Origin of the sequence: Streptomyces spororaveus (genome assembly GCF_016755875.1) — a bacterium.
In the GTDB taxonomy this organism is placed as follows: domain Bacteria; phylum Actinomycetota; class Actinomycetes; order Streptomycetales; family Streptomycetaceae; genus Streptomyces; species Streptomyces spororaveus.
On record NZ_BNED01000005.1, the window covers coordinates 4,715,051 to 4,734,073 of the forward strand.

Genomic DNA, 19,023 nt, shown 5'->3' on the forward strand with positions numbered 1-19,023 from the left:
AGCCTACGACCGTCGCGGGGAGGGGTGGAGTGCGGGCGCGTGGTCGGTGCTTCTTCTGCGCGTAACCAACGCGATACCCCTACCCCCTGGTAGAGCTACGCGCGTTGACCTTAGGCTTCGGCGGACCTCCCAAGTCTTACCGCTGTCACATAAGGGGACTAAATGTCAGCGACGCCACAACGGCACCGCCGAACCCGCCGGTTGACCCTCACCGCTCTCGCCGTCACGGCCGGGGCCGGCGCGATGGTCGCGGCCGCACTTCCGGCCGGTGCCGCGAGTGGTGGCGGTGCGGCGAAGAGCCGGACCGTCGATGTACAGATGCTGTCGTTCAACGACTTCCACGGCACCCTGGAGCCCCCGCAGGGCTCCTCCGGCACCGTGACCGAGCGTCAGGCCGACGGCACCACCAAGGCCATACCCGCGGGCGGTGTCGAGTACCTCGCGACCAGCCTGCGCGAGGCCCGCAAGGGCCACGAGTACTCCGTCACGGCCGCCGCCGGTGACATGATCGGCGGCAGCCCGATGCTGTCCGGGCTCTTCCACGACGAGCCGAGCATCGAGGCCCTGAACAAGATCGGCCTGGACGTCTCCAGCGTCGGCAACCACGAGTTCGACGAGGGCAAGACCGAGCTGCGCCGCATGGGTTACGGCGGCTGCCACCCGGTCGAGGGCTGCTTCGAGTACGGCAAGGAGTTCACCGGCGCCGAATTCCAGTACCTCGCCGCCAACGTCACGGACGAGAAGACCAAGCGTCCGCTGATGTCGCCCACCTTCATCTGGAAGAAGGGGGACGTGAAGATCGGCTTCATCGGCGTCACCCTGGAGGGCACTCCGGACGTCGTGACCGCCGAGGGCGTCAAGGGCCTCAAGTTCGGCGACGAGGTCGAGACGATCAACAAGTACGCCGCCGAGCTGAACAAGCAGGGCGTGAAGTCGATCGTGGCGCTGATCCACGAGGGCGGTCTGCCCGCCAGCGGCGCGTACAACTACGACTGCGACGTCCCGGGCGCCGGCGCCGGCATCTCGGGCGCGATCGTGGACATCGCCAAGAACGTGGACGCCAAGGTCGACGCCCTGGTCACCGGCCACACGCACCAGGCGTACGCCTGCAACATCCCCGACCCGGCGGGCAACCCGCGTACGGTGACCTCGGCCGCCTCCATCGGCCGCCTGTTCACCGACACCACCCTCACCTACGACCGGCAGACCAAGGACATCGTCCGTACGCCGGTCACCTCGCCGAAGCCGGTGAACAAGATCGTGGGCCGGGAGCAGCCGAAGGCCCCGGACATGACCGAGCTGATCGACCGCTGGAAGGCGCTGGCGGCCCCGATCGCCAACCGTCCCCAGGGCTTCATCTCGGCCGACATCCCCGGCCGCGGTTCCGAGGCGCCCGAGAAGCCGCTCGGCGACCTGATCGCCGACGCGCAGCTCGAAGCGCTCGCTCCGGCGGACAAGGGTGGCGCGCAGCTGGCCGTCATGAACCCGGGCGGCATCCGCTCGGACCTCGCCTACAAGGCCTCGGGTGACGAGGGCGACGGTGTGGTGACGTACGGCGAGTCCTTCACGGTCCAGCCGTTCACCAACATGATGAACATCGTGGACCTGACCGGCGCGCAGCTGATCACCGCGCTCCAGCAGCAGGTCAGCGGACCGGTCAACGGGCCGAACCCGAAGATCCTGCAGGTGTCGAAGGGCTTCACGTACACCCTGGACATGACGAAGGCCGGCGCGGACCGCGTCGTCGTGGACTCGGTGAAGCTGAACGGCGTGCCGCTCGACCCCGCCAAGACCTACCGGGTCGCGATGAACGAGTTCCTCGCGGGTGGCGGTGACGGCTTCACCGTCCTGAAGGAGCACAAGAACAAGCTGGTGGGCGCGTCCGACCTGGACTGCTTCAACGCCTACCTGACGAAGAACTCCTCGGCGGCGGCCCCGATCGCCCCGCCGGCGGCGAACCGGATCACCGTCGTCAAGTAACACCGCGTGCGGTAGCCCTGGAGGGGCGGCGGGCCATGGGCCCGCCGCCCCTTCGGCGTTCCCCGGGCACCCCCGTGGCGCGGGGTCGGCGCAGGGGTCAGAGGGTGGCCAGGAACGTCCCGACGGCCGCGTGGAACCCCTCCGGGTCGGTGAACGGCACGAAGTGGTCGCCGTCGAGGGGCGTGTACGAGGTCTTCGGGCGCCGGGTGGTCATCGCGTCGGCCACGGTCCGGGTGAGGGCCCGGCTGCGGGTGCCGTGGACCAGCAGGGCCGGGCAGGTGCTCGCGAGCCAGGCGTCCCAGTGGTCGCCCTCGCAGGCGCGGATGGAGTCGAGCATGTCCTGGGGGTGGTAGGCCAGGCGCCAGCCGCTGCCGTCGGGGAGCGGGCGTACCGCGTCGGCGATGAAGGGCGCGGCCGGTCCGGCGGCGGCGAGGAGTTCCTCGCGGGTGGGGGCGGTGTAGGGGAGGCCGCCGAGGAAGTCGAACCAGTTCGGTCCGGTGGGGATGCGGATCTCGATGGTGGCGTCGACGCCGATGAGCGCGGAGAAGCGGTCGGGGTGGGAGGCGGCCAGGTGGTAGGCGTTGAGTCCGCCGAGGGAGTAGCCGAGGAGGGCGACGGGGGCGTCCAGGCCCAGGTGGTCGAGGAGGGCGACGGCGTCGGAGACGTAGCCCTCGCGGCGGTAGTCGGGGGCCCGGTCGGACGCGCCGTGGCCGCGCTGGTCGGGGGCGATGACCCGCCACCGGTCGCCCAGGGCCTCGGCGAGGCCGGCGAAGGCGAGCGCCTCGGACATGCCGCCGTGCAGGGCGAGGAGCGGGCGGCCGGGGCCGCCGAAGTCCATGTAGGAGAGGGTCCGGTCGTCGATCTTCAGCTCGTGGCGCATCGTCGTGCCTCCCGTGGGCCCGTGGATCTTTCCGATGGCTCCACCCTGCCAGCATTTGGGCAAGCGCGCAATACAGCTGTCTTGCGCAAGCGCCCAAGAAGGTGCGGTGGATACGATCCCGGCATGGGAAATCGCGAGGACCTGCTGGCCGGAGCCCGGCGCTGCCTGGAGGAGAAGGGTTATCTGCGCTCGACCGTGCGCGACATCGCCACGGCCGCGGAGGTGAGCATGGCCGCGATCGGCTACCACTTCGGATCGCGCGAGGCCCTGCTCAACCAGGCGCTCTTCGCCGCGATGGAGGAGTGGGCCGCGGGCTCCGGCCGGCTCACCGGTGAGGGGGAGACCGCCGGGGAGCGCTACGCCGACACCTGGGACCGCAAGATCCGGGACTTCGGCGAGATGCGCTGGCTGTGGCTGGCCTCCGTCGAGGCCTTCGTGCACGCGCAGTCCTCGCCCGAGCTGCTCGCGATCCTGGCGGAAGGGCAGCGCCGGAACCGCCGGATGGTGGCCGCCGCGCTGCGCGGGGTGCCGGTGGCCGACGTCACGGAGGAGGACGTGCGGTCCCTCGGGTCGCTGCACATCGCGCTGCTGAGCGGGGTGATGGTGCAGGCCCTGACCGATCCGGCCGGGGCGCCGGACGGCCGCGGGCTGCTCCGGGGGCTGCGCGAGATGGTCGAGCTGCTCGAAGACTGACCACTACCGACGGGTAGTAACTCTGACGTGTGCACGCCATAATCCGGCCATCACCGGGTCGGCAAAGGGGCGGGCATGGGCATCGGCATGGGCACGGGCACGGGTACCGGGGTCACCGGAACCACCGGAACGGGCACGGGAATGGGGCGGCGGACCTTCCTCGCCGGGGCCCTGGCCGCGGGCGCGGCCCTCGGACTGGGAGCCGCGTCCGCCCCGGCCTCCGCGGCGGCCCTCGGCACCCAGGACTGGATGGCCGGCCTCGGCGACTCCACCGCCCTCCAGCGCATGACCATCCCCGGCACCCACGACTCCGGCGCCACCAAGGGCGGCCTCTACGTCGCCTGCCAGAACACCTCCATCGCCCAGCAGCTCGACTCCGGCATCCGCTTCCTCGACGTGCGCTGCCGCGTCACCGGCGGCTCCTTCGCCATCCACCACGCGGCCTTCTTCCAGGACCTGATGTTCGGGGACGTCCTGGTCGCCTGCTGGAACTTCCTCGCCGCGCACCCCTCCGAGACCGTGCTGATGCGCGTCAAGCAGGAGTACTCCGGGGAGAGCGACGCCACCTTCCGCGCCGTCTTCGACGACTACCTGGACCACCGCGGCTGGCGGCCCCTGTTCCGGATCGCCGACACCCTGCCCACCCTCGGACAGGCCCGCGGCAAGGTCGTCCTGCTCGCCGACAACGGCGGCCTGCCCGGCCTGCGCTACGGCGACGGCAATGTCTTCGACATCCAGGACGACTACAACACCGAGCCCTTCGCCAAGCGCGGCCGGATCGAGAACCACTTCCGCAAGGCCGTCCAGCAGCCCGGCAAGCTCTTCGTGAACTACGTCAGCACCGCGGCGTACATGCCGCCGCGCTGGAACTCCGACCGGCTCAACCCGCAGGTGCACGGCTTCGTCGACGGCGCGGAGATGTCGGGCCGGACCGGGCTCGGCGTCGTCCCCATGGACTTCCCGAACACCCGATCCGGCCTGGTGACCTCACTGATCCGGCACAACTGACGGCTCGGAGGGCGGTGGCGTCGGCGCCCCCGGGATACGGAGCACCGCCTCCGTGCCCGGGCCGCCGTCGGCCGCCGCCCGCAGCTCGGCGCTCCCGCCCGCACGCGCCGCCGTACGGGCCACGATCGACAGGCCCAGACCGCTGCCGGGCAGGGCACGGGCCGACTCGGACCGCCAGAACCGCTCGAAGACGTACGGCAGGTCCTCGGCCGGGATGCCCGGACCGTGGTCCCGTACGGTCAGCTCCCCCGCCCGCAGCGTCACCACGACCGTGCCGCCCGGCGGGCTGAACTTCACCGCGTTGTCCAGGACGTTGACCACCGCCCGCTCCAGCGCCGCCGCCTCGCCCCGTACGTACCAGGGCCGCAGGTCCGAGTCGAAGCGGAGCTCCGGACCGCGCAGCCGGACCCGGGACAGCGCGGCGTCGGCGATCTCGTGCAGGGGGACCACCGCGAGCCGGCCCGGGGCGGCCGCGTCCGGCCGGGACAGCTCCTGCAGGTCGCCGATCAGCGAGGCCAGCTCCGTCATCTGCGCCTTGACCGAGGCGAGCAGCTCCCGCCGGTCGTCGGGCGGGATGGCCCGGCCGGTCTCCTCACTGCGGGCGAGCAGCTCGATGTTGGTGCGCAGCGAGGTCAGCGGGGTGCGCAGCTCGTGCCCGGCGTCCGCGATCAGCTGGGCCTGCCGCTCCTGGGAGGAGGCGAGGGCCGCCGTCATCGAGTTGAAGGACCGCGACAGGCGGGCGATCTCGTCGTCGCCCTCGTCGGGGATCCGTACGGTCAGGTCCTCGGTGCGGGCGATGTGCTCGACGGCCTCGGTCAGTTCGTCGACGGGCCGCAGTCCCGTACGGGCCACCCACAGCCCGGCCGCGCCCGCGCCCACCGCTCCTATGCCGCAGACCAGGAGCAGCACCCAGGCGAGGGTGGACAGCGGCTTGTCGATGTCGGCGAGCGGTTTGGCGATGGAGACGCCGAAGACCTGGCCGGTGTCCGGGGCCACGACCGGGATCGTGAGGACGCGCATGTCGACGCCGGCGGAGGTCGTCACGGTCTGCAGGGTCTTGGCCCGCCGGCCGGCCGCGATCTGCTTGTCGGCCTCGGTCACCGGCAGGGCGGTCGGCCCGGCGACCCAGCAGTGCCGGCCGTCGGGGAGGACGATCTGGACGGTCGCGCCCAGATTCCCGGCGGTCTGCTGCCGCGGCTGCTGCGGCGGCGGGAGGCAGTTGTTCTGGAGCACGATCCGGTCCAGCTCGGCGCCGACGTTCGTCGCCATCAGGGAGCGGTCGAGCTGGCCGCGGAGCTGGCTGCGGACCATCACCCAGGACACCGCCGCCACGGCTGCGACGGCGAGTGCCACCGCCACCGTGACCAGCAGGGCGAGGCGGGAGCGCAGTGGCATCGCGCGGAATCTGGCCACCGGGCTCACTCGGGCCCGCTCTCGCCGGCGCGCAGGGCGTAGCCGACCCCGCGCACGGTGTGGACCAGGCGCGGCTCGCCGCCGGCCTCGGTCTTGCGGCGCAGGTACATCACGTACACGTCCAGGGAGTTGGAACTGGGCTCGAAGTCGAAGCCCCAGACGGTCTTGAGGATCTGCTCGCGGGTCAGGACCTGGCGCGGGTGCGCGAGGAACATCTCCAGCAGCGTGAACTCGGTCCGGGTCAGCTCCACCGGCCGCCCGGCCCGGGTGACCTCGCGGGTCACGAGGTCCATGCGCAGGTCGCCGAAGGTCAGGGTGTCCTCGTGGCTCTCGCCGGTGGCCTGCGGGGCCGCGTAGGAGCTGCGGCGCAGCAGGGCGCGGACGCGGGCGAAGAGCTCGTCGAGCTCGAACGGCTTGACGAGGTAGTCGTCGGCACCCGCGTCGAGGCCGGTGACGCGGTCGCCGACGGTGTCGCGGGCGGTGAGCATCAGGACCGGTGTGCGGCTGCCGGAGGACCGCAGCCGGCGGGCGGCCGTCAGCCCGTCCATCCGGGGCATCTGGATGTCCAGGACGATCAGGTCGGGGGAGTACGAGGCCGCCTTGTCGAGGGCGTCGAGCCCGTCGACGGCGGTCTGCACGGCGTACCCCTCGAAGGCGAGACTGCGGCGCAGGGCCTCGCGTACGGCCGGTTCGTCGTCGACGACGAGGATCCGCGCTTCGCCTTCGGCGGGGTTCATGGATGGGTCTCCCGGAAGTGGTGGTCGGCCGTGGGGTGCGGCACGTGGCGGCGGCGCCTCCAGCCTCGCACGGGTGCGTCAGAAGCTGGTGCCGAAGCCGTTGGCGGCGGAGCCGGATCCGGAGCCGGTGTCCGTGCCGGAGGAGCCCGCACCGCCGGGGCCGCCCTTGCGCAGGGAGTCCAGGTCGGCCTTGATCGTGTCGACCGGGATGGCGAAGCCGAGGCCGACGCTGCCGGCGGCGGAGTTGCCGGAGGCGGGGGAGTAGATCGCCGAGGGCATGCCCACGATCCGGCCGTTCATGTCGACGAGGGCGCCGCCGGAGTTGCCGGGGTTGAGGGAGGCGTCCGTCTGGAGGGCCTTGTACGAGGTGGTGTCGGAGCCGGTGTCCCCGTTGAACTGGCGGCCGCCGAAGGAGAAGGGCCAGCTGTCCTCGCCCTGCTGCCGGCCCTGCGGGGACTGCTGCTCCGACTTCGGCACCTTCACCTCGCGGTTCAGCGCGGAGACGATGCCGCTGGTGACGGTGCCGGTGAGGCCGTCGGGGGAGCCGATGGCGACGACCTGGTCACCGACCTTGACGCCGCCGGAGTCGCCGAGCACGGCGGGCTTCAGCCCGGAGGCGCCCTGGAGCTTGATCAGGGCCAGGTCCTTGTCGGGGTCGGTGCCCACGATCTTGGCGGGGTACTTCTTGCCGTCGCTCATCGTCACCTGGATCTCGGCGGCGCCGCTCACCACGTGGTTGTTGGTGACGATCTCGCCGCCGGAGGTCAGGACGATGCCGGAGCCGGTGCCCTGGCCGGAGCCGGTGCGGACGTCGATCCGGACGACCGAGGGGCTGACCTGCTCGGCGACTCCGGCGACGGTGCCGGAGCTGGACTGCGAGACCGTGGTGCCGTCGACCCCGCCGGTGCTGCCCGCCTGCCGGTCCATCAGCTGCTGGACGGCCGCCGCGGTGCCGCCGCCGACCAGGGCCGCGGCGAGCGCCACAGCGGCGAGCAGGGCCACGGGCCGCTTGGCGCGGGGCGCGGGAGCCGCGGCGTGCGCGGGACCGTGAGACCCGCTGCCCTCGTACCCGCCGCCCTCGTACCCGCCGCCTTCGCCCGCGCCGCCCGCGCCCGCCGGGACCGTCTCGCCCCGGATGACCTGCGGCTGCGGCTGGTGCGCCTCGTGCCAGCCGGGTGCGGCGGGCGGGTACGAGGGCGGCGGCGGGTAGGCCGCCGCCCCTGCCCCGGCCGCGGGGTACGCGCCGAACGGCGCGTGCGGGGCCGGGCTGTTCTCCTGCGGGTACTCGCCTTCGCGGCGGAAGCTGTCGGTCATGACGACGACTCTGACCGCCGATCATGAGAGCTTCCTGAGTCAGGCCTGAGAAGCCCGACAGAACCGCGTACGACGCGCATGAGAACCGGCCTTGACCCTCGACCTGGTGGAGGTCCCAGAGTCACGGGTGTGGAGAGCGAGATGCACAGCATTGGCGAGATGGGCCGCGACAGCGGGCTGGGCGTGAGCGCGCTGCGCTTCTACGACCGGGCGGGCGTCCTGCCGCCCGCCCGGGTGGATCCGGCGACCGGATACCGCTGGTACGCGCCCGAACAGCTCGACGAGGCCCGGCTGCTGGCCCGGCTCCGCCAGGCGGGGATGCCGCTCGCGGACATCCGGCTGGTCCTGGCGGCCTGGTCCGGCGGGGACACCGGCCTGGTGCCCCGGCTGCTGGACGGGCACCTGCGACGGCTCGAACGCGAGCTCGCCGATGCGCGCGGCGCGCTCTCCGCGGTACGCGCGCGACTCGGACACAAGGAGAGAAGCATGACCACCACCACCGCCCCCACCACCCGGCTGACCGTGCCCGCCATGGAGCTCGCGGCCGCGCTGGACTCCGTACGCTTCGCCGTCGGGACCGACCCCGAGCTGCCGGTGCTCGGCGGGATCCTCTTCGACGTGCAGGGGACGGACCTGCACCTCGTGGCCACCGACCGCTACCGGATGGCCGTGGCCCGCGCGTCCACCGCCGGCCACGGCGGCGAGCGGGTCCAGCTGGCCGTGCCCGCACCGCTCGCCGACGCCATGCGGGCCGTGCTCACCGACGACTCCCCGGCCCGGCTCACCGTGGACGGCGACCGGGTCGAGCTGGAGACGCAGGGCCGCCGGGTGGCCGGACAGGGCCTGGGCGAGGAGTTCCCCGACTACCGCCGCCTGACGCGGCTCCCCGAGGGCCGCCGCATCCCGCTGGACGTACCGGCCCTGCGGGAGGCCCTCGGCGGGCAGGACGGCGAAAGGTGCGCCCTCGTCCTGACGGACACCGTGACCGTCGCCGACGAGGCCTCCGACGCGGCATCCGACGCTGGGTCCGGTTCCGGCTACGGCGTCGACGGGGACCGGGTCGGGGTCAACCCGGGCTTCCTCCTCGACGCGCTCGCCGTCGGCGACGACATGCTGCTGGAGTACGTCGGCCCCAAGGCCCCGCTCGTGCTCCTGCGCTCCGACACCGAGGACGCCTTCTCGCTGCTGATGCCGTGCACGCTGGACGCGTGACCCGCGTCCGGCGTCAGCGACAGCCGCAGGAGCGGCGGATCACCAGAGCCGACGGGAACTGCTTCAGCCGTTCCCGTCGGGAGCCTGCCACGCGCAGGCCGTCGTCCAGGACCAGGTCCACGGCCGCGCGGGCCATCGCCGGGCGGTCCGAGGCGATCGTGGTCAGCGGCGGGTCGGTGAGGGCGGCTTCCTTGACGTCGTCGAAGCCCGCGACGGCCAGTTCCCCGGGCACGTCGATGCGCAGCTCGCGTGCGGCGCGCAGCACACCGATCGCCTGGTCGTCCGTGGCGCAGAAGATGGCCGTCGGCCGGTCGGGCCGCGCCAGGACCTCCAGGGCGACCTTGTACGCGTCGTAGCGGTTGTACGGGGCCTCGATGAGCCGGCCCTCGACCGAGCGGCCGGACTCCTGCATGGCCCGGCGCCAGCCCTCGACGTGGTCGGCGACCGGGTCGCCGACGGAGGGGGTGTTCTCGATGCCGCCGATGCAGGCGACGTACTCGTGCCCGTGCTCCAGCAGGTGCCGGGTGGCGAGCTGGGCGCCGCCGACGTCGTCCGTGACGACCGCGACGTCGTCGATCGCCTCCGGGCGTTCGTGCAGCAGCACCACCCGGGCGTCCCAGGCCTCGATCTCGCTGGCGGCCTGCTCGCTCATGCCCTGGCTGACCAGGATCAGGCCCGACACCCGCATGCCGAGGAAGGCCCGCAGGTAGTGGACCTCGCGCTCGGTGCGGTAGTCGGAGTTGCCGACCAGCACCATCTTCCCGCGCTCGGCTGCGGCCTGTTCGACCGCGTGCGCCATCTCCGCGAAGAACGGCTGCCGGGCGTCCGGGACGATCATGCCTATGAGGTCGGTGCGCCGCGAAGCCATCGCCTGGGCGACCCGGTCCGGGCGGTAGCCCAGGTCCTTGATCGCGGCGAGGACACGCTCGCGCGTGGCCGGGGCGACCGGCCGGGGTCCGTTGTTGATGACGTAGCTCACGACGGCGGTAGACGTACCCGCAAGTCGTGCAACGTCATCCCGCGTCACCTTGGCCACGCGCGGCAGTCTACGCGGGGTGACCTACCTCTGGGCAGGGCGTCCGGCCGAGTGGATGCTCACAGGGTCTTCGGCCGATCGGGTGACGGCCGGAGCCGGCTGCGCGGCCGTCTGCGCGGCGGTCCGGGACGCGGCCTGGGCCGCCGCCTGGGCCGCGGCCTCCGCCGCCGCCCGCTCGACCTTCTCCGGCGTGACGAAGCGGTAGCCGACGTTGCGGACCGTGCCGATCAGGGACTCGTGCTCGGGGCCGAGCTTGGCGCGCAGCCGCCGTACGTGCACGTCGACGGTCCGGGTGCCGCCGAAGTAGTCGTAGCCCCACACCTCCTGCAGCAGCTGGGCGCGGGTGAAGACCCGGCCCGGGTGCTGGGCGAGGTACTTGAGCAGCTCGAACTCCTTGAAGGTGAGGTCCAGCACCCGCCCCTTGAGCTTGGCGGAGTACGTGGCCTCGTCCACCGACAGGTCGCCGTTGCGGATCTCCATCGGGGAGTCGTCCGAGCCCAGCTGCTGACGGCCGGTGGCCAGGCGCAGCCGCGCCTCGACCTCGGCCGGTCCGGCGGTGTCCAGGAGGACGTCGTCGATGCCCCAGTCGGCGGTGACGGCCGCCAGGCCGCCCTCGGTGACGACCAGGATCAGCGGACAGCCGGGTCCGGTGGAGCGGAGCAGCTGGCACAGCGACCGCACCTGCGGCAGGTCGCGGCGGCCGTCCACGAGGATGACATCGGCTCCCGGGGTGTCCACCAGGGCGGGGCCCTCGGCCGGGGCCACCCGGACGTTGTGCAGCAGCAGGCCGAGGGCGGGCAGTACCTCGGCGGACGGCTGCAGGGCGTTGGTGAGCAGCAGGAGTGAGCTCACGACCGACCACCTGCCCGGGTCGGACGGTGGTGCACGGTTCGCTGGTCCATCACGTCGGTTCCTCCTCGGTCCCGTCGAGGACGTGCGCGGTACTGCTTCGTACGGCTTGCCGGGTGTCCCTGCGGTCCCCGCGCCCTGGGGTCCGTATGGATACCACTGTTCTCGTCTCGTTCAACGTGCTGAAAGCACAAAAGGACCCGGGGGCAACGTTGCCCGGATCCTCTCGCCAAGCAGAATAGCCCACCCGCCCCGGCTCGGCCGAGGCTCTTCCGTTTTCGACTTCTGTGGTTCATCCCACGCGGATGCCCAGCTTGAGCCCCGTTCCACGGGACATGGGGCCGCCGATCGGTGCCGCCGGACCGGCCCGGCGCACACCCGGCGCGTCGGGGCACGCCGGGGTCAGCGGCGGGAGGGGCCATCATGGAGGCCGACGGTAGAGAGCCGACGATAGGAGCTGCAGTGGCAACCGGAACCATCCGCTACTGGGCGGCGGCCAAGGCCGCGGCCAAGACGGCGGAGGAGCCGTACTCGGCGGGCACGCTCGCCGAGGCGCTCGACGCCGTGCGGGAACGGCACCCGGGGGAGCTGACCCGGGTCCTGCTGCGCTGCTCCTTCCTCGTGAACGACGAGCCTGTGGGCAAGCGCCCGCACGATTCCGTGCCGCTGACCGAGGGGGGCACCGTCGAGGTGCTCCCGCCGTTCGCGGGCGGGTGAGCGGGAGCCGATGAGTACGCCTGAGGAACAGCAGCGCCGGCAGTACGCGCAGCAGCAGCACCAGCAGCACCAGCAGCACCAGCAGGACCCGCAGCAGGAGGACCCGTACGGGACCCAGACCTGGCAGTCCGACACCTGGGACACCAGCTACCAGCCGGTGCATCCGCCGCTGGGCGCGGTGCCCGGGCAGCCGGTCGCGCCCGAGGGCTGGTTCCGGGACGAGGCCCCGGCGGCCCCGGAGCCGTACCGGCAGCCGGCGGCTGCGGACGGCTGGTACCGCGACGAGCCGCAGGCCCCGGCCGCGGCCCCCGTGCAGGACTGGCCGCAGGGTGCCGCCGAGACGGCCTACCTGCCGCCGTACCCGGGCCCCGAGCAGCAGCACCAGCCGCAGCACGAGCCGCAGTACCAGCAGCCGGTGGCTCCGGAGGGCTGGTTCCGGGACGAGCCGCAGGCCCCGGCCCCGGCCGCGGCCCCTGTGCAGGACTGGCCGCAGGGTGCCGCCGAGACGGCCTACCTGCCGCCGTACCCGGGCCCCGAGCAGCAGCACCAGCCGCAGCACGAGCCGCAGCACGAGCAGCCTCAGCAGGAGCCGCCGGTCGAGCAGACCGCCTACCTGCCGCCCCAGGCGGCGGCCGACCCGGCCGGGGACCCGGCCGCCGAGGCCCCCGGCGAGCCCCAGGAGATCACCTCCTGGTCCCCGCCCACCCTCTCCGGCAACACCCTGCGCGCCGTCGACCCCGCCCAGGCACGCGCCGAGGGCCGGTCGCCGATCATCGACCCCGGCCCGCAGTCCGCCATACTGACCGCCGTCCTCGGGCTGCTGCTCGCCGTGGCCGCCGCCCTCGGGCAGTACGCCCTGCTCCTGCCGCTGATCGCCCTCCAGGGCCTCACGGCGGCCGGCTGGTTCCGCCTCAACGGCATGTGGCCCGCCCGCCAGGGCATCGCCCTCGCCTTCGCCGGAGCGCTGGTCGCCGACGCGGCCGTGCTCGCCGTGGACCCCTCGTACGGCCCCGGTGCGATCGTCGGGACCCTCGGCGCCTGGGTGCTGCTCACGCTCGTCCTGCAGCTGCGCAGCCACGCCGACCCCGACGAGCGGATGTACGGGCTGATGGCCTCGGTGGCCTCGGCCGCCCTCGCCATCATCTGCGCCGGCTACCTCGCGGCCGATTCCGCGGCCGCCACGGTCGGCGCCGCGGCCGTCGCGGTCGCCGTCTTCGCCCGTGCGCTGCCGCTGCCCACCGCCCCCTCGGTCGGCGTCTCGCTGGCCGCGGCCGCCGGCGCCGGTATCGCGATCGGCGGGATGACCCCGGTCGGTACGGGCGGGGCGCTGATCGGCCTCGCCGCCGGGGTGTGCGCGCTGGTCGGGCTGCGCGTGGCGGCGTACGACTACCCGTCGAAGTTCGTGCACATGACGGCCGGCGTCGCCCTGCCGCTCGCGGCGGCCGCTCCCGCCGTGTACCTGATCGGCCGGGTGGTGGGCTGATCCCTGCCCGACGGCGGGCATGGTCAACTAGAGCGCACGTACCGATTAGTAGGGGGAGGGAACGTGCGTTTCCTGCGCGTGATCGTGATCATCGGAGTGGTTCTGGGGGCCCTGTTCGTGGGGGTGGACCGCTGGGCCGCGAGTTACGTCGAGAACCGGCTGGCCGACCGAATACAGGCGCGGCAGGGCCTGGCCGGTTCCGCGGAGGTGGAGGTCCACGGCTTCCCCTTCCTGACCCAGGTGCTCAGCCGTGACCTCGGCCGGGTCGACCTGAAGCTGCGGGGCGTGGAGGTCACCGCCGAGGACCGCAAGACGCGGCTCTCGGAGCTGGACGCGAGCTTCCACGGCGTGAAGCTGAACGGTGACTACAGCGGTGGCACCGCCGACCGGGCCGAGGGCAGCGCGCTCATCACCTACGCCGACCTGACGGCGGCCTCCCAGACCGGCGCGACCCTCTCCTACGGCGGGGCGCCGGGCAAGGTGAAGGTCACCGCGGCCGTGGAGGTCGCCGGCAAGGCCCTGACGCACAGCGTGGTGTCGACGGTCACCCTGGAGGAGGCACCCGGCGGGAAGGGCGGCAAGATCGTCCGCGTGCACGCCGACCAGGTGCCCGGCGCGGGCGTTCCGCTGGTCGAGAAGTTGATCCGCAAGAAGACGGACTTCGACCGCGATCTCAGCAGCGGCATGCCGGCCGGGCTGCAGCTCTCCTCCCTGACCTCGGACGAGGCCGGTGTGCACCTCACGCTGGGCGGTACGAACGTCGTGGTGGCCGGATCGTGAGACAGTGCGGTCCGATCCGCAGAAGGACGGGCCGCACGGCGGGTCCGGGGGCGGTGCGGCGGCCGCCTCGGAGGCTTCTCATCCCACTATTCGGACGATCCTGTCTCGGTATATGACACGCCGGTGACAGGGCGGCTGATTCGTCCCTACGATCCATGGCTATGAAGCATCAGCAGGCGGACCTCACGAAGCGACGGGCAGTAGACCTGTGTCGCGTCGCCGCCATGCTCTGTCGATCCATGTGACCTGTGAGCGCATCCGCTCCACCGACCGGACGACGGCCCTACGGCCCTTCCCGCGTGACCGCACCAGCCTCCTGAACGCCTGACGCCTCCCCGCGCAGGACCTTGAGCGCACCCGCAGGCACGCAGCACACGCGTCACCCGCACCGCCCCGCCGCACACTGCCCCGGAGGAGAACACCATGAGCCGCAGCGACGTCCTTGTAGACGCCGACTGGGTCGAGGCCCACCTGAACGACGAGAATGTCGTCATCGTCGAGGTGGACGAGGACACGTCCGCGTACGACAAGAACCACATCACCAACGCCGTCCGGATCGACTGGAAGAGCGACCTCCAGGACCCGGTCCGCCGCGACTTCGTGGACCAGGAGGGCTTCGAGAAGCTCCTCTCCGCCAAGGGCATCTCCAACGACGACACCGTCGTCCTCTACGGCGGCAACAACAACTGGTTCGCGTCCTACGCCTACTGGTACTTCAAGCTCTACGGCCACCAGGACGTGAAGCTCCTCGACGGCGGCCGCAAGAAGTGGGAGCTCGACTCCCGCGACCTGGTCGACGGCAAGGACGTCCCGAACCGCCCGGCCACCCAGTACAAGGCCAAGGCCCAGGACACCTCCATCCGCGCCTTCCGCGACGACGTCGTGGCCGCGATCGGCTCCCTGAACCTGGTCGACGTCCGTTCGCCCGACGAGTTCTCCGGCAAGCTGCTCGCCCCGGCGCACCTCCCGCAGGAGCAGTCGCAGCGCCCCGGCCACGTGCCGAGCGCCCGCAACATCCCGTGGTCGAAGAACGCCAACGACGACGGCACCTTCAAGTCGGACGACGAGCTGACCGCCCTCTACCAGGCGGAGCAGGTCGACCTGGCGAAGGACACCATCGCCTACTGCCGCATCGGTGAGCGCTCCGCGCTCACGTGGTTCGTGCTGCACGAGCTCCTGGGCCAGGAGAACGTCAAGAACTACGACGGTTCGTGGACCGAGTACGGCTCGCTCGTCGGCGTGCCGATCGAGCTCGGCGCCAACAAGTAACCAGACCGGACGACCGGGCACGCGACGCCCTCGTAGTACGACCTCTCTAGGACAGGACAGAGAACATGTGTGGAGCACAGATCGGCGGGCCCGACCTCGCGACGCTGAAGCCCGGTGAGACCGCCATCCAGGGCCAGATCACCAAGGACGGCGAGCCGGTGTCCGGCTACGTCCGCCTGCTGGACTCGACCGGTGAGTTCACCGCGGAGGTCCCGACCTCGGCGACCGGCCAGTTCCGCTTCTACGCGGCCACCGGCTCCTGGACGCTGCGGGCGCTCGTCCCGGGTGCCCAGGCGGACCGTGCCGTGGTCGTCGCCGAAGCCGGCGGCGTGACGGACGTGGCGATCGCGGTCTGAGCACCGCACATGTGATCGCCTGATCGAACGGCCGAAGGGCCGCACCCCCGGGGGTTGGACGCCACTGGGACGGGGTGCGGCCCTTCGTGCCGTCCGCGTCCGTCCGTGCCCTTGCGCGCGGGGGCGCCGGACCTACGCTGGAGGCATGTACGCCCGGCGCCGGCGCGTCTACTTCCTGCTCATGGGCGGATGCCTGCTCCTCTTCGTGTCCGCCTGGGCCTTCGTGCGCCTGTTCTCGGTGGAGGCGGCGGTGGCCATGTGCGTGGTCGCCATGGTCATCCCGCCGGTCGCCGCGATGATCGCCAACCGGCGCGGCCCGGACGACCGCTGGTGGGACGACCCCTCGGGCGATCCGAAGTCCGACGAGTGGTGGGACGAACTGGACGGAAAGCGGCGTCACGAGGACTGAAACCTCACGAGACGAGAACGTGATCTACGTTCGTACAACTGCTCCCCGCAGGTGTGGGTCAAGGGGTACGCGCGGGTATCCAGCCCGCGCCGCCGGTTTTGTGGGGGACTCCTTTGGAACACGAACAGACCATTCCTGAGCAGCGGAAAGGGGAGGAGAGCGCACCGGATCCGGACACCTCGACCCCGCGCCGCCGGACGGGTCGCACCACCCTCCTGATCGCGGGCGCGGCCGTACTCGGCGTCCTCGCCGGGACGATCACCGGCTACGCGGTCCAGTACCACCGCGAGCCCACCCCGCTGCCGCCGCTGGCCCAGCAGGACATCGCCGCCCCGAAGCCGCTGGCGGTGAACGACGCGACGAGCCTGCGCTCGATCAACGCCAACCGCTGGCACAAGGCGGACGAGGACCTCGTCGCGAAGCTGGTGGAGGCCCCCGCGGGCGCGACGGTCGCCTTCTCGGGCGGGCAGTCCCCGGACGAGTTCGCCGCGGACTTCTACGCGAACCCTCCCGCGGGGATCGGCTCCCTCATCCGGTACAGCGTCCGCAGGATCGCCACCGAGCGGTGGTCCGAGGACCACACGAACTTCGTCGAGATCCGGCTGCTCCAGTTCCAGAACCGGCACGGGGCCGAGGGGTTCCAGTCGGGAGTGGAGGCCTACATGCCGACCACGAAGCACGCGGGCAACGCGGGCAGTGAGGTTCCGGGTGTTCCCGCCGACTTCGGCCACCTGTGGATCAATTCCGAGGCGAGTGAGAAGCCCGGTTACCTCCCGGTCCGGCGGGGCACCGCGGTGGTCCGCCGCGGCGACATCGTCATGCACATCACCTACGTGAACAACCGAGGCGAGGTCGACGAGAAGGTCGTGGCCGACCTGGCCAAGCGGCAGATGGAGCGGCTGTGAGCGAGCGGGAGAACGAGAACGAGAACGGAGCCGTCGCGGACGCCGTGCCGGACGCCGTCAACGAGGACGCCCAGGACGCCACCGGGCCCGCGCGCAGGGTGAAGACCCGGACGGTCGGGCTGGTGGCGGCGGCCGTGGGCGTCGTCGTCCTCGTGGGCGGGGGCCTGTGGTCCTCCGCCGTGCTCGACGATGCCGAGCGGACCGCGCCGACGCGGTACTGGATGGCGGAGAGCGCGCCCACCGGCTCGCCCGCCCCGATCCCGCCCGTGCCGGCGGCCGAGCTCAAGGCCAAGCTCCTGCCGCTGGCCACGGGATACTGGCCCGGCCCCGACATCGATGCCGAGGGCAACGACTACTTCGTCTCGGGCGAGCGGGCGGTGCAGGCCTTCAAGGACGACCACTCGGGACTGTCCACCGGTGACCGCGAGGCGCGGGACAAGGCGCTGGCGGATCTGAAGCTCAAGGGCCTGGCCGGGCGCAGCTACGCCCGGGGGAACGGCGGCGGAGCGATGGTCTCCGAGATCCAGCTCATGCAGGCGGACCCCAAGGAACTGGGGAAGTTCGCCGAGTTCGCCAAGAAGCTCCTCGATCTCACCGCGGCCGACGGTCAGGCGCCCAAGGTGGACGGTTTCCCCGATGCCAAGTGCGCGCTCGATTCCGTCGTCGACGGCAAGAAGCAGGAGATCGCCACCCTCGAATGCGTGGCCCTCGAGGGAGACGTGCTGGTGACCTACCGGACCTACGGGTGGTCCCCGGGTTTCCACGCGAGCGATGCCGTAGGCCTGTTCAAGGAACAGCTGAACCACCTCAAGTCCCCCGGGGAGTCCGTGTGAGCGAGCAGACCACCACCGGCACCGAGCCCGGCCGTGAGCAGGAGCCCGAGGCCGGGCTCGTGCCCGGGCCCACTGCCGGTCCGGCCCCGCGGACGCCGGAGAGCCCCGAGGCGGCGGCCGCCGCGGCCTCGGACGCCCCCGCCCCCGAGGCCGCTCAGGAGGTAGCCCCGGAGGCCGCGCCGATCGCGCCCAAGGACCGGCGACGCCTGTTCGCCGCACTGCGCTGGACCGCCGCCGTCGCCGTCTTCGCCGTCGTCGGCGCGGGGGTCGCCTACGGGATCACCCTGCCCGAGCGCACCCGCATCCCGGGCCTCTCCACGACGGACGACGGCCGCTGGACGTTCCCGGCGCTGTCGCAACCGGCGCTGCCCGCGGGCGCCCCCCTGGCCCAGGGCCCGGACAACAAGGAAGAGACGCACTACGCGCAGCTCACCGGTCTGCTCCTGCCCGCTCCCGAGGGCGCCAAGGCCGACGACGCGGTCAAGGCGGACAAGGACGGGGCGGTGTCGGCCGACGTCTTCCTGGAGGAGTACGCGCCCGACGTGCGCGAGAAGCTGAAGCAGTCCCTCGAATGGGATGGGCTGCGCCAGATCACCGGCCGGGGCTGGACGATGCCGGACGGCACCCGTACGCATGTCTACCTGCTGCGCTTCCACGCGTCGGGTTTCGTGGACGCCTTCAAGGGCTGTGACACCAACGCACGGCTGAACGGCGTCTCGGCCCTGGAGCTGGACGACGTCTGGACCGGGGTCAAGGGCACACAGAGCGCCATCGTCCCCTTGCGTTTCCCGGGTTCGGGCATGGCCGGCGAGAGCGAGGTCAGCGTGTACCAGGAGATCAAGCCCGTCCTCGGGGGCGAGCAGACCAAGGTCGGGTGCCTCCAGTCGGGTGATGTCCTGGGCATGGTCATCCAGACCCGCAAGGGCGAGGTGGCCTCCGTCCCCTTCCACCAGTCGGTGATCCTGCAGAGCCAGCTGCTGAGCTGACCGCAGCCCGGATCCGGGCCCGCGGCCGGGGTACGGGCCACCTCACACGGTGCGCCCGGCCCCGGGCCAGTACGCTTGGGAACCGGCCCGTACCCCCTGAACGAATTCCGAGGAGCACCCCGTGCTTGAGGCAGTCTTCACCTCCCTGCTGGTCCTGGTCTGC

The 19,023-nt window shown here is 72.0% G+C and carries 20 protein-coding genes; 14 read left to right on the forward strand and 6 right to left on the reverse strand.

Annotated features, from left to right (window positions below; genetic code table 11):
- Positions 1 to 162: 162 nt before the first annotated feature.
- Positions 163 to 1,980, forward strand: a complete 1,818-nt coding sequence (locus Sspor_RS23660; protein ID WP_202200913.1) for a bifunctional metallophosphatase/5'-nucleotidase — start codon at positions 163 to 165, stop codon at positions 1,978 to 1,980.
- Positions 1,981 to 2,077: 97 nt separating this feature from the next.
- On the opposite strand, the gene Sspor_RS23665 is transcribed toward Sspor_RS23660, so the two are convergent.
- A complete protein-coding gene (locus Sspor_RS23665) occupies positions 2,078 to 2,860 on the reverse strand; it encodes an alpha/beta fold hydrolase (RefSeq protein ID WP_202200914.1) in 783 nt (260 codons plus the stop codon).
- A gap of 123 nt (positions 2,861 to 2,983) precedes the next feature.
- On the opposite strand from Sspor_RS23665, the gene Sspor_RS23670 reads away from it, so the two are divergent.
- Both Sspor_RS23670 and Sspor_RS23675 read left to right on the forward strand, forming a co-directional pair.
- Entirely contained in the window at positions 2,984 to 3,553 is a 570-nt protein-coding gene (locus Sspor_RS23670) for a TetR/AcrR family transcriptional regulator (protein WP_202200915.1), read from the forward strand.
- Positions 3,554 to 3,694: 141 nt separating this feature from the next.
- Positions 3,695 to 4,561: a phosphatidylinositol-specific phospholipase C gene (locus Sspor_RS23675; protein ID WP_202203815.1), complete on the forward strand. Its 867-nt coding sequence runs from the start codon at positions 3,695 to 3,697 to the stop codon at positions 4,559 to 4,561.
- On the opposite strand, the gene Sspor_RS23680 is transcribed toward Sspor_RS23675, so the two are convergent.
- From Sspor_RS23680 to Sspor_RS23690, 3 genes are all read right to left on the reverse strand, one after another.
- Positions 4,541 to 5,956: a sensor histidine kinase gene (locus Sspor_RS23680; protein ID WP_202200916.1), complete on the reverse strand. Its 1,416-nt coding sequence runs from the start codon at positions 5,954 to 5,956 to the stop codon at positions 4,541 to 4,543. The genes Sspor_RS23675 and Sspor_RS23680 overlap by 21 nt on opposite strands.
- Positions 5,957 to 5,979: 23 nt before the next feature.
- On the reverse strand, positions 5,980 to 6,711 hold the full coding sequence (locus tag Sspor_RS23685; RefSeq protein WP_202200917.1) for a response regulator transcription factor: 732 nt from the start codon (positions 6,709 to 6,711) through the stop codon (positions 5,980 to 5,982).
- Positions 6,712 to 6,789: 78 nt separating this feature from the next.
- On the reverse strand, positions 6,790 to 8,025 hold the full coding sequence (locus Sspor_RS23690; RefSeq protein ID WP_202200918.1) for a S1C family serine protease: 1,236 nt from the start codon (positions 8,023 to 8,025) through the stop codon (positions 6,790 to 6,792).
- Between the two features lie 141 nt (positions 8,026 to 8,166).
- Here Sspor_RS23690 and Sspor_RS23695 point away from each other — a divergent pair, with 141 nt between their 5' ends.
- The gene (locus Sspor_RS23695; RefSeq protein ID WP_202200919.1) at positions 8,167 to 9,237 is read left to right on the forward strand and encodes a DNA polymerase III subunit beta family protein; all 1,071 of its coding nucleotides are present in this window, start codon (positions 8,167 to 8,169) and stop codon (positions 9,235 to 9,237) included.
- A 13-nt stretch (positions 9,238 to 9,250) separates the two neighbouring features.
- Here Sspor_RS23695 and Sspor_RS23700 read toward each other — a convergent pair whose 3' ends face one another.
- Both Sspor_RS23700 and Sspor_RS23705 read right to left on the reverse strand, forming a co-directional pair.
- Positions 9,251 to 10,273 (reverse strand): LacI family DNA-binding transcriptional regulator, encoded by a 1,023-nt coding sequence (locus Sspor_RS23700; protein ID WP_202200920.1) that lies wholly within the window; start codon positions 10,271 to 10,273, stop codon positions 9,251 to 9,253.
- Positions 10,274 to 10,297: 24 nt separating this feature from the next.
- Entirely contained in the window at positions 10,298 to 11,125 is an 828-nt protein-coding gene (locus Sspor_RS23705) for a response regulator transcription factor (RefSeq protein WP_202200921.1), read from the reverse strand.
- Positions 11,126 to 11,584: 459 nt separating this feature from the next.
- Here Sspor_RS23705 and Sspor_RS23710 point away from each other — a divergent pair, with 459 nt between their 5' ends.
- The 10 genes from Sspor_RS23710 to Sspor_RS23750 all read left to right on the forward strand — a co-directional run bounded on the left by Sspor_RS23710 (position 11,585) and on the right by Sspor_RS23750 (position 18,860).
- Positions 11,585 to 11,839: a MoaD/ThiS family protein gene (locus Sspor_RS23710; RefSeq protein ID WP_030387258.1), complete on the forward strand. Its 255-nt coding sequence runs from the start codon at positions 11,585 to 11,587 to the stop codon at positions 11,837 to 11,839.
- Positions 11,840 to 11,849: 10 nt separating this feature from the next.
- Positions 11,850 to 13,322 carry a hypothetical protein gene (locus Sspor_RS23715; RefSeq protein WP_237403992.1) on the forward strand — a complete coding sequence of 491 codons (1,473 nt, stop codon included), beginning with the start codon at positions 11,850 to 11,852 and terminating at the stop codon, positions 13,320 to 13,322.
- A gap of 63 nt (positions 13,323 to 13,385) precedes the next feature.
- The gene (locus tag Sspor_RS23720) at positions 13,386 to 14,102 is read left to right on the forward strand and encodes an LmeA family phospholipid-binding protein (protein ID WP_202200922.1); all 717 of its coding nucleotides are present in this window, start codon (positions 13,386 to 13,388) and stop codon (positions 14,100 to 14,102) included.
- Positions 14,103 to 14,263: 161 nt separating this feature from the next.
- Positions 14,264 to 14,347 carry a putative leader peptide gene (locus Sspor_RS41605; RefSeq protein ID WP_350206375.1) on the forward strand — a complete coding sequence of 28 codons (84 nt, stop codon included), beginning with the start codon at positions 14,264 to 14,266 and terminating at the stop codon, positions 14,345 to 14,347.
- 178 nt (positions 14,348 to 14,525) lie between these two features.
- The gene (locus tag Sspor_RS23725; protein WP_202200923.1) at positions 14,526 to 15,371 is read left to right on the forward strand and encodes a sulfurtransferase; all 846 of its coding nucleotides are present in this window, start codon (positions 14,526 to 14,528) and stop codon (positions 15,369 to 15,371) included.
- 65 nt (positions 15,372 to 15,436) lie between these two features.
- The gene (locus tag Sspor_RS23730; RefSeq protein WP_030011783.1) at positions 15,437 to 15,727 is read left to right on the forward strand and encodes a DUF1416 domain-containing protein; all 291 of its coding nucleotides are present in this window, start codon (positions 15,437 to 15,439) and stop codon (positions 15,725 to 15,727) included.
- Between the two features lie 145 nt (positions 15,728 to 15,872).
- Positions 15,873 to 16,136, forward strand: coding sequence for a DUF3099 domain-containing protein (locus tag Sspor_RS23735; RefSeq protein ID WP_202200924.1), 264 nt, complete (start codon positions 15,873 to 15,875; stop codon positions 16,134 to 16,136).
- A gap of 113 nt (positions 16,137 to 16,249) precedes the next feature.
- On the forward strand, positions 16,250 to 17,041 hold the full coding sequence (locus Sspor_RS23740; protein WP_237403993.1) for a hypothetical protein: 792 nt from the start codon (positions 16,250 to 16,252) through the stop codon (positions 17,039 to 17,041).
- The gene (locus tag Sspor_RS23745) at positions 17,038 to 17,874 is read left to right on the forward strand and encodes a hypothetical protein (RefSeq protein WP_237403994.1); all 837 of its coding nucleotides are present in this window, start codon (positions 17,038 to 17,040) and stop codon (positions 17,872 to 17,874) included. The genes Sspor_RS23740 and Sspor_RS23745 overlap by 4 nt, the downstream gene beginning before the upstream one ends.
- Positions 17,871 to 18,860, forward strand: coding sequence for a hypothetical protein (locus Sspor_RS23750; protein WP_237403995.1), 990 nt, complete (start codon positions 17,871 to 17,873; stop codon positions 18,858 to 18,860). The genes Sspor_RS23745 and Sspor_RS23750 overlap by 4 nt, the downstream gene beginning before the upstream one ends.
- The last annotated feature ends 163 nt before the right edge of the window (positions 18,861 to 19,023 follow it).

What these genes read in the sequence shown, in the direction of transcription:
- Sspor_RS23660 (WP_202200913.1), top strand. Translation starts at nt 163, where the DNA reads ATGTCAGCGACGCCACAACGGCACCGCCGAACCCGCCGGTTGACCCTC.
- Sspor_RS23665 (WP_202200914.1), bottom strand. Translation starts at nt 2,860, where the DNA reads ATGCGCCACGAGCTGAAGATCGACGACCGGACCCTCTCCTACATGGAC.
- Sspor_RS23670 (WP_202200915.1), top strand. Translation starts at nt 2,984, where the DNA reads ATGGGAAATCGCGAGGACCTGCTGGCCGGAGCCCGGCGCTGCCTGGAG.
- Sspor_RS23675 (WP_202203815.1), top strand. Translation starts at nt 3,695, where the DNA reads ATGGGGCGGCGGACCTTCCTCGCCGGGGCCCTGGCCGCGGGCGCGGCC.
- Sspor_RS23680 (WP_202200916.1), bottom strand. Translation starts at nt 5,956, where the DNA reads ATGCCACTGCGCTCCCGCCTCGCCCTGCTGGTCACGGTGGCGGTGGCA.
- Sspor_RS23685 (WP_202200917.1), bottom strand. Translation starts at nt 6,711, where the DNA reads ATGAACCCCGCCGAAGGCGAAGCGCGGATCCTCGTCGTCGACGACGAA.
- Sspor_RS23690 (WP_202200918.1), bottom strand. Translation starts at nt 8,025, where the DNA reads ATGACCGACAGCTTCCGCCGCGAAGGCGAGTACCCGCAGGAGAACAGC.
- Sspor_RS23695 (WP_202200919.1), top strand. Translation starts at nt 8,167, where the DNA reads ATGCACAGCATTGGCGAGATGGGCCGCGACAGCGGGCTGGGCGTGAGC.
- Sspor_RS23715 (WP_237403992.1), top strand. Translation starts at nt 11,850, where the DNA reads ATGAGTACGCCTGAGGAACAGCAGCGCCGGCAGTACGCGCAGCAGCAG.
- Sspor_RS41605 (WP_350206375.1), top strand. Translation starts at nt 14,264, where the DNA reads ATGAAGCATCAGCAGGCGGACCTCACGAAGCGACGGGCAGTAGACCTG.
- Sspor_RS23725 (WP_202200923.1), top strand. Translation starts at nt 14,526, where the DNA reads ATGAGCCGCAGCGACGTCCTTGTAGACGCCGACTGGGTCGAGGCCCAC.
- Sspor_RS23730 (WP_030011783.1), top strand. Translation starts at nt 15,437, where the DNA reads ATGTGTGGAGCACAGATCGGCGGGCCCGACCTCGCGACGCTGAAGCCC.
- Sspor_RS23735 (WP_202200924.1), top strand. Translation starts at nt 15,873, where the DNA reads ATGTACGCCCGGCGCCGGCGCGTCTACTTCCTGCTCATGGGCGGATGC.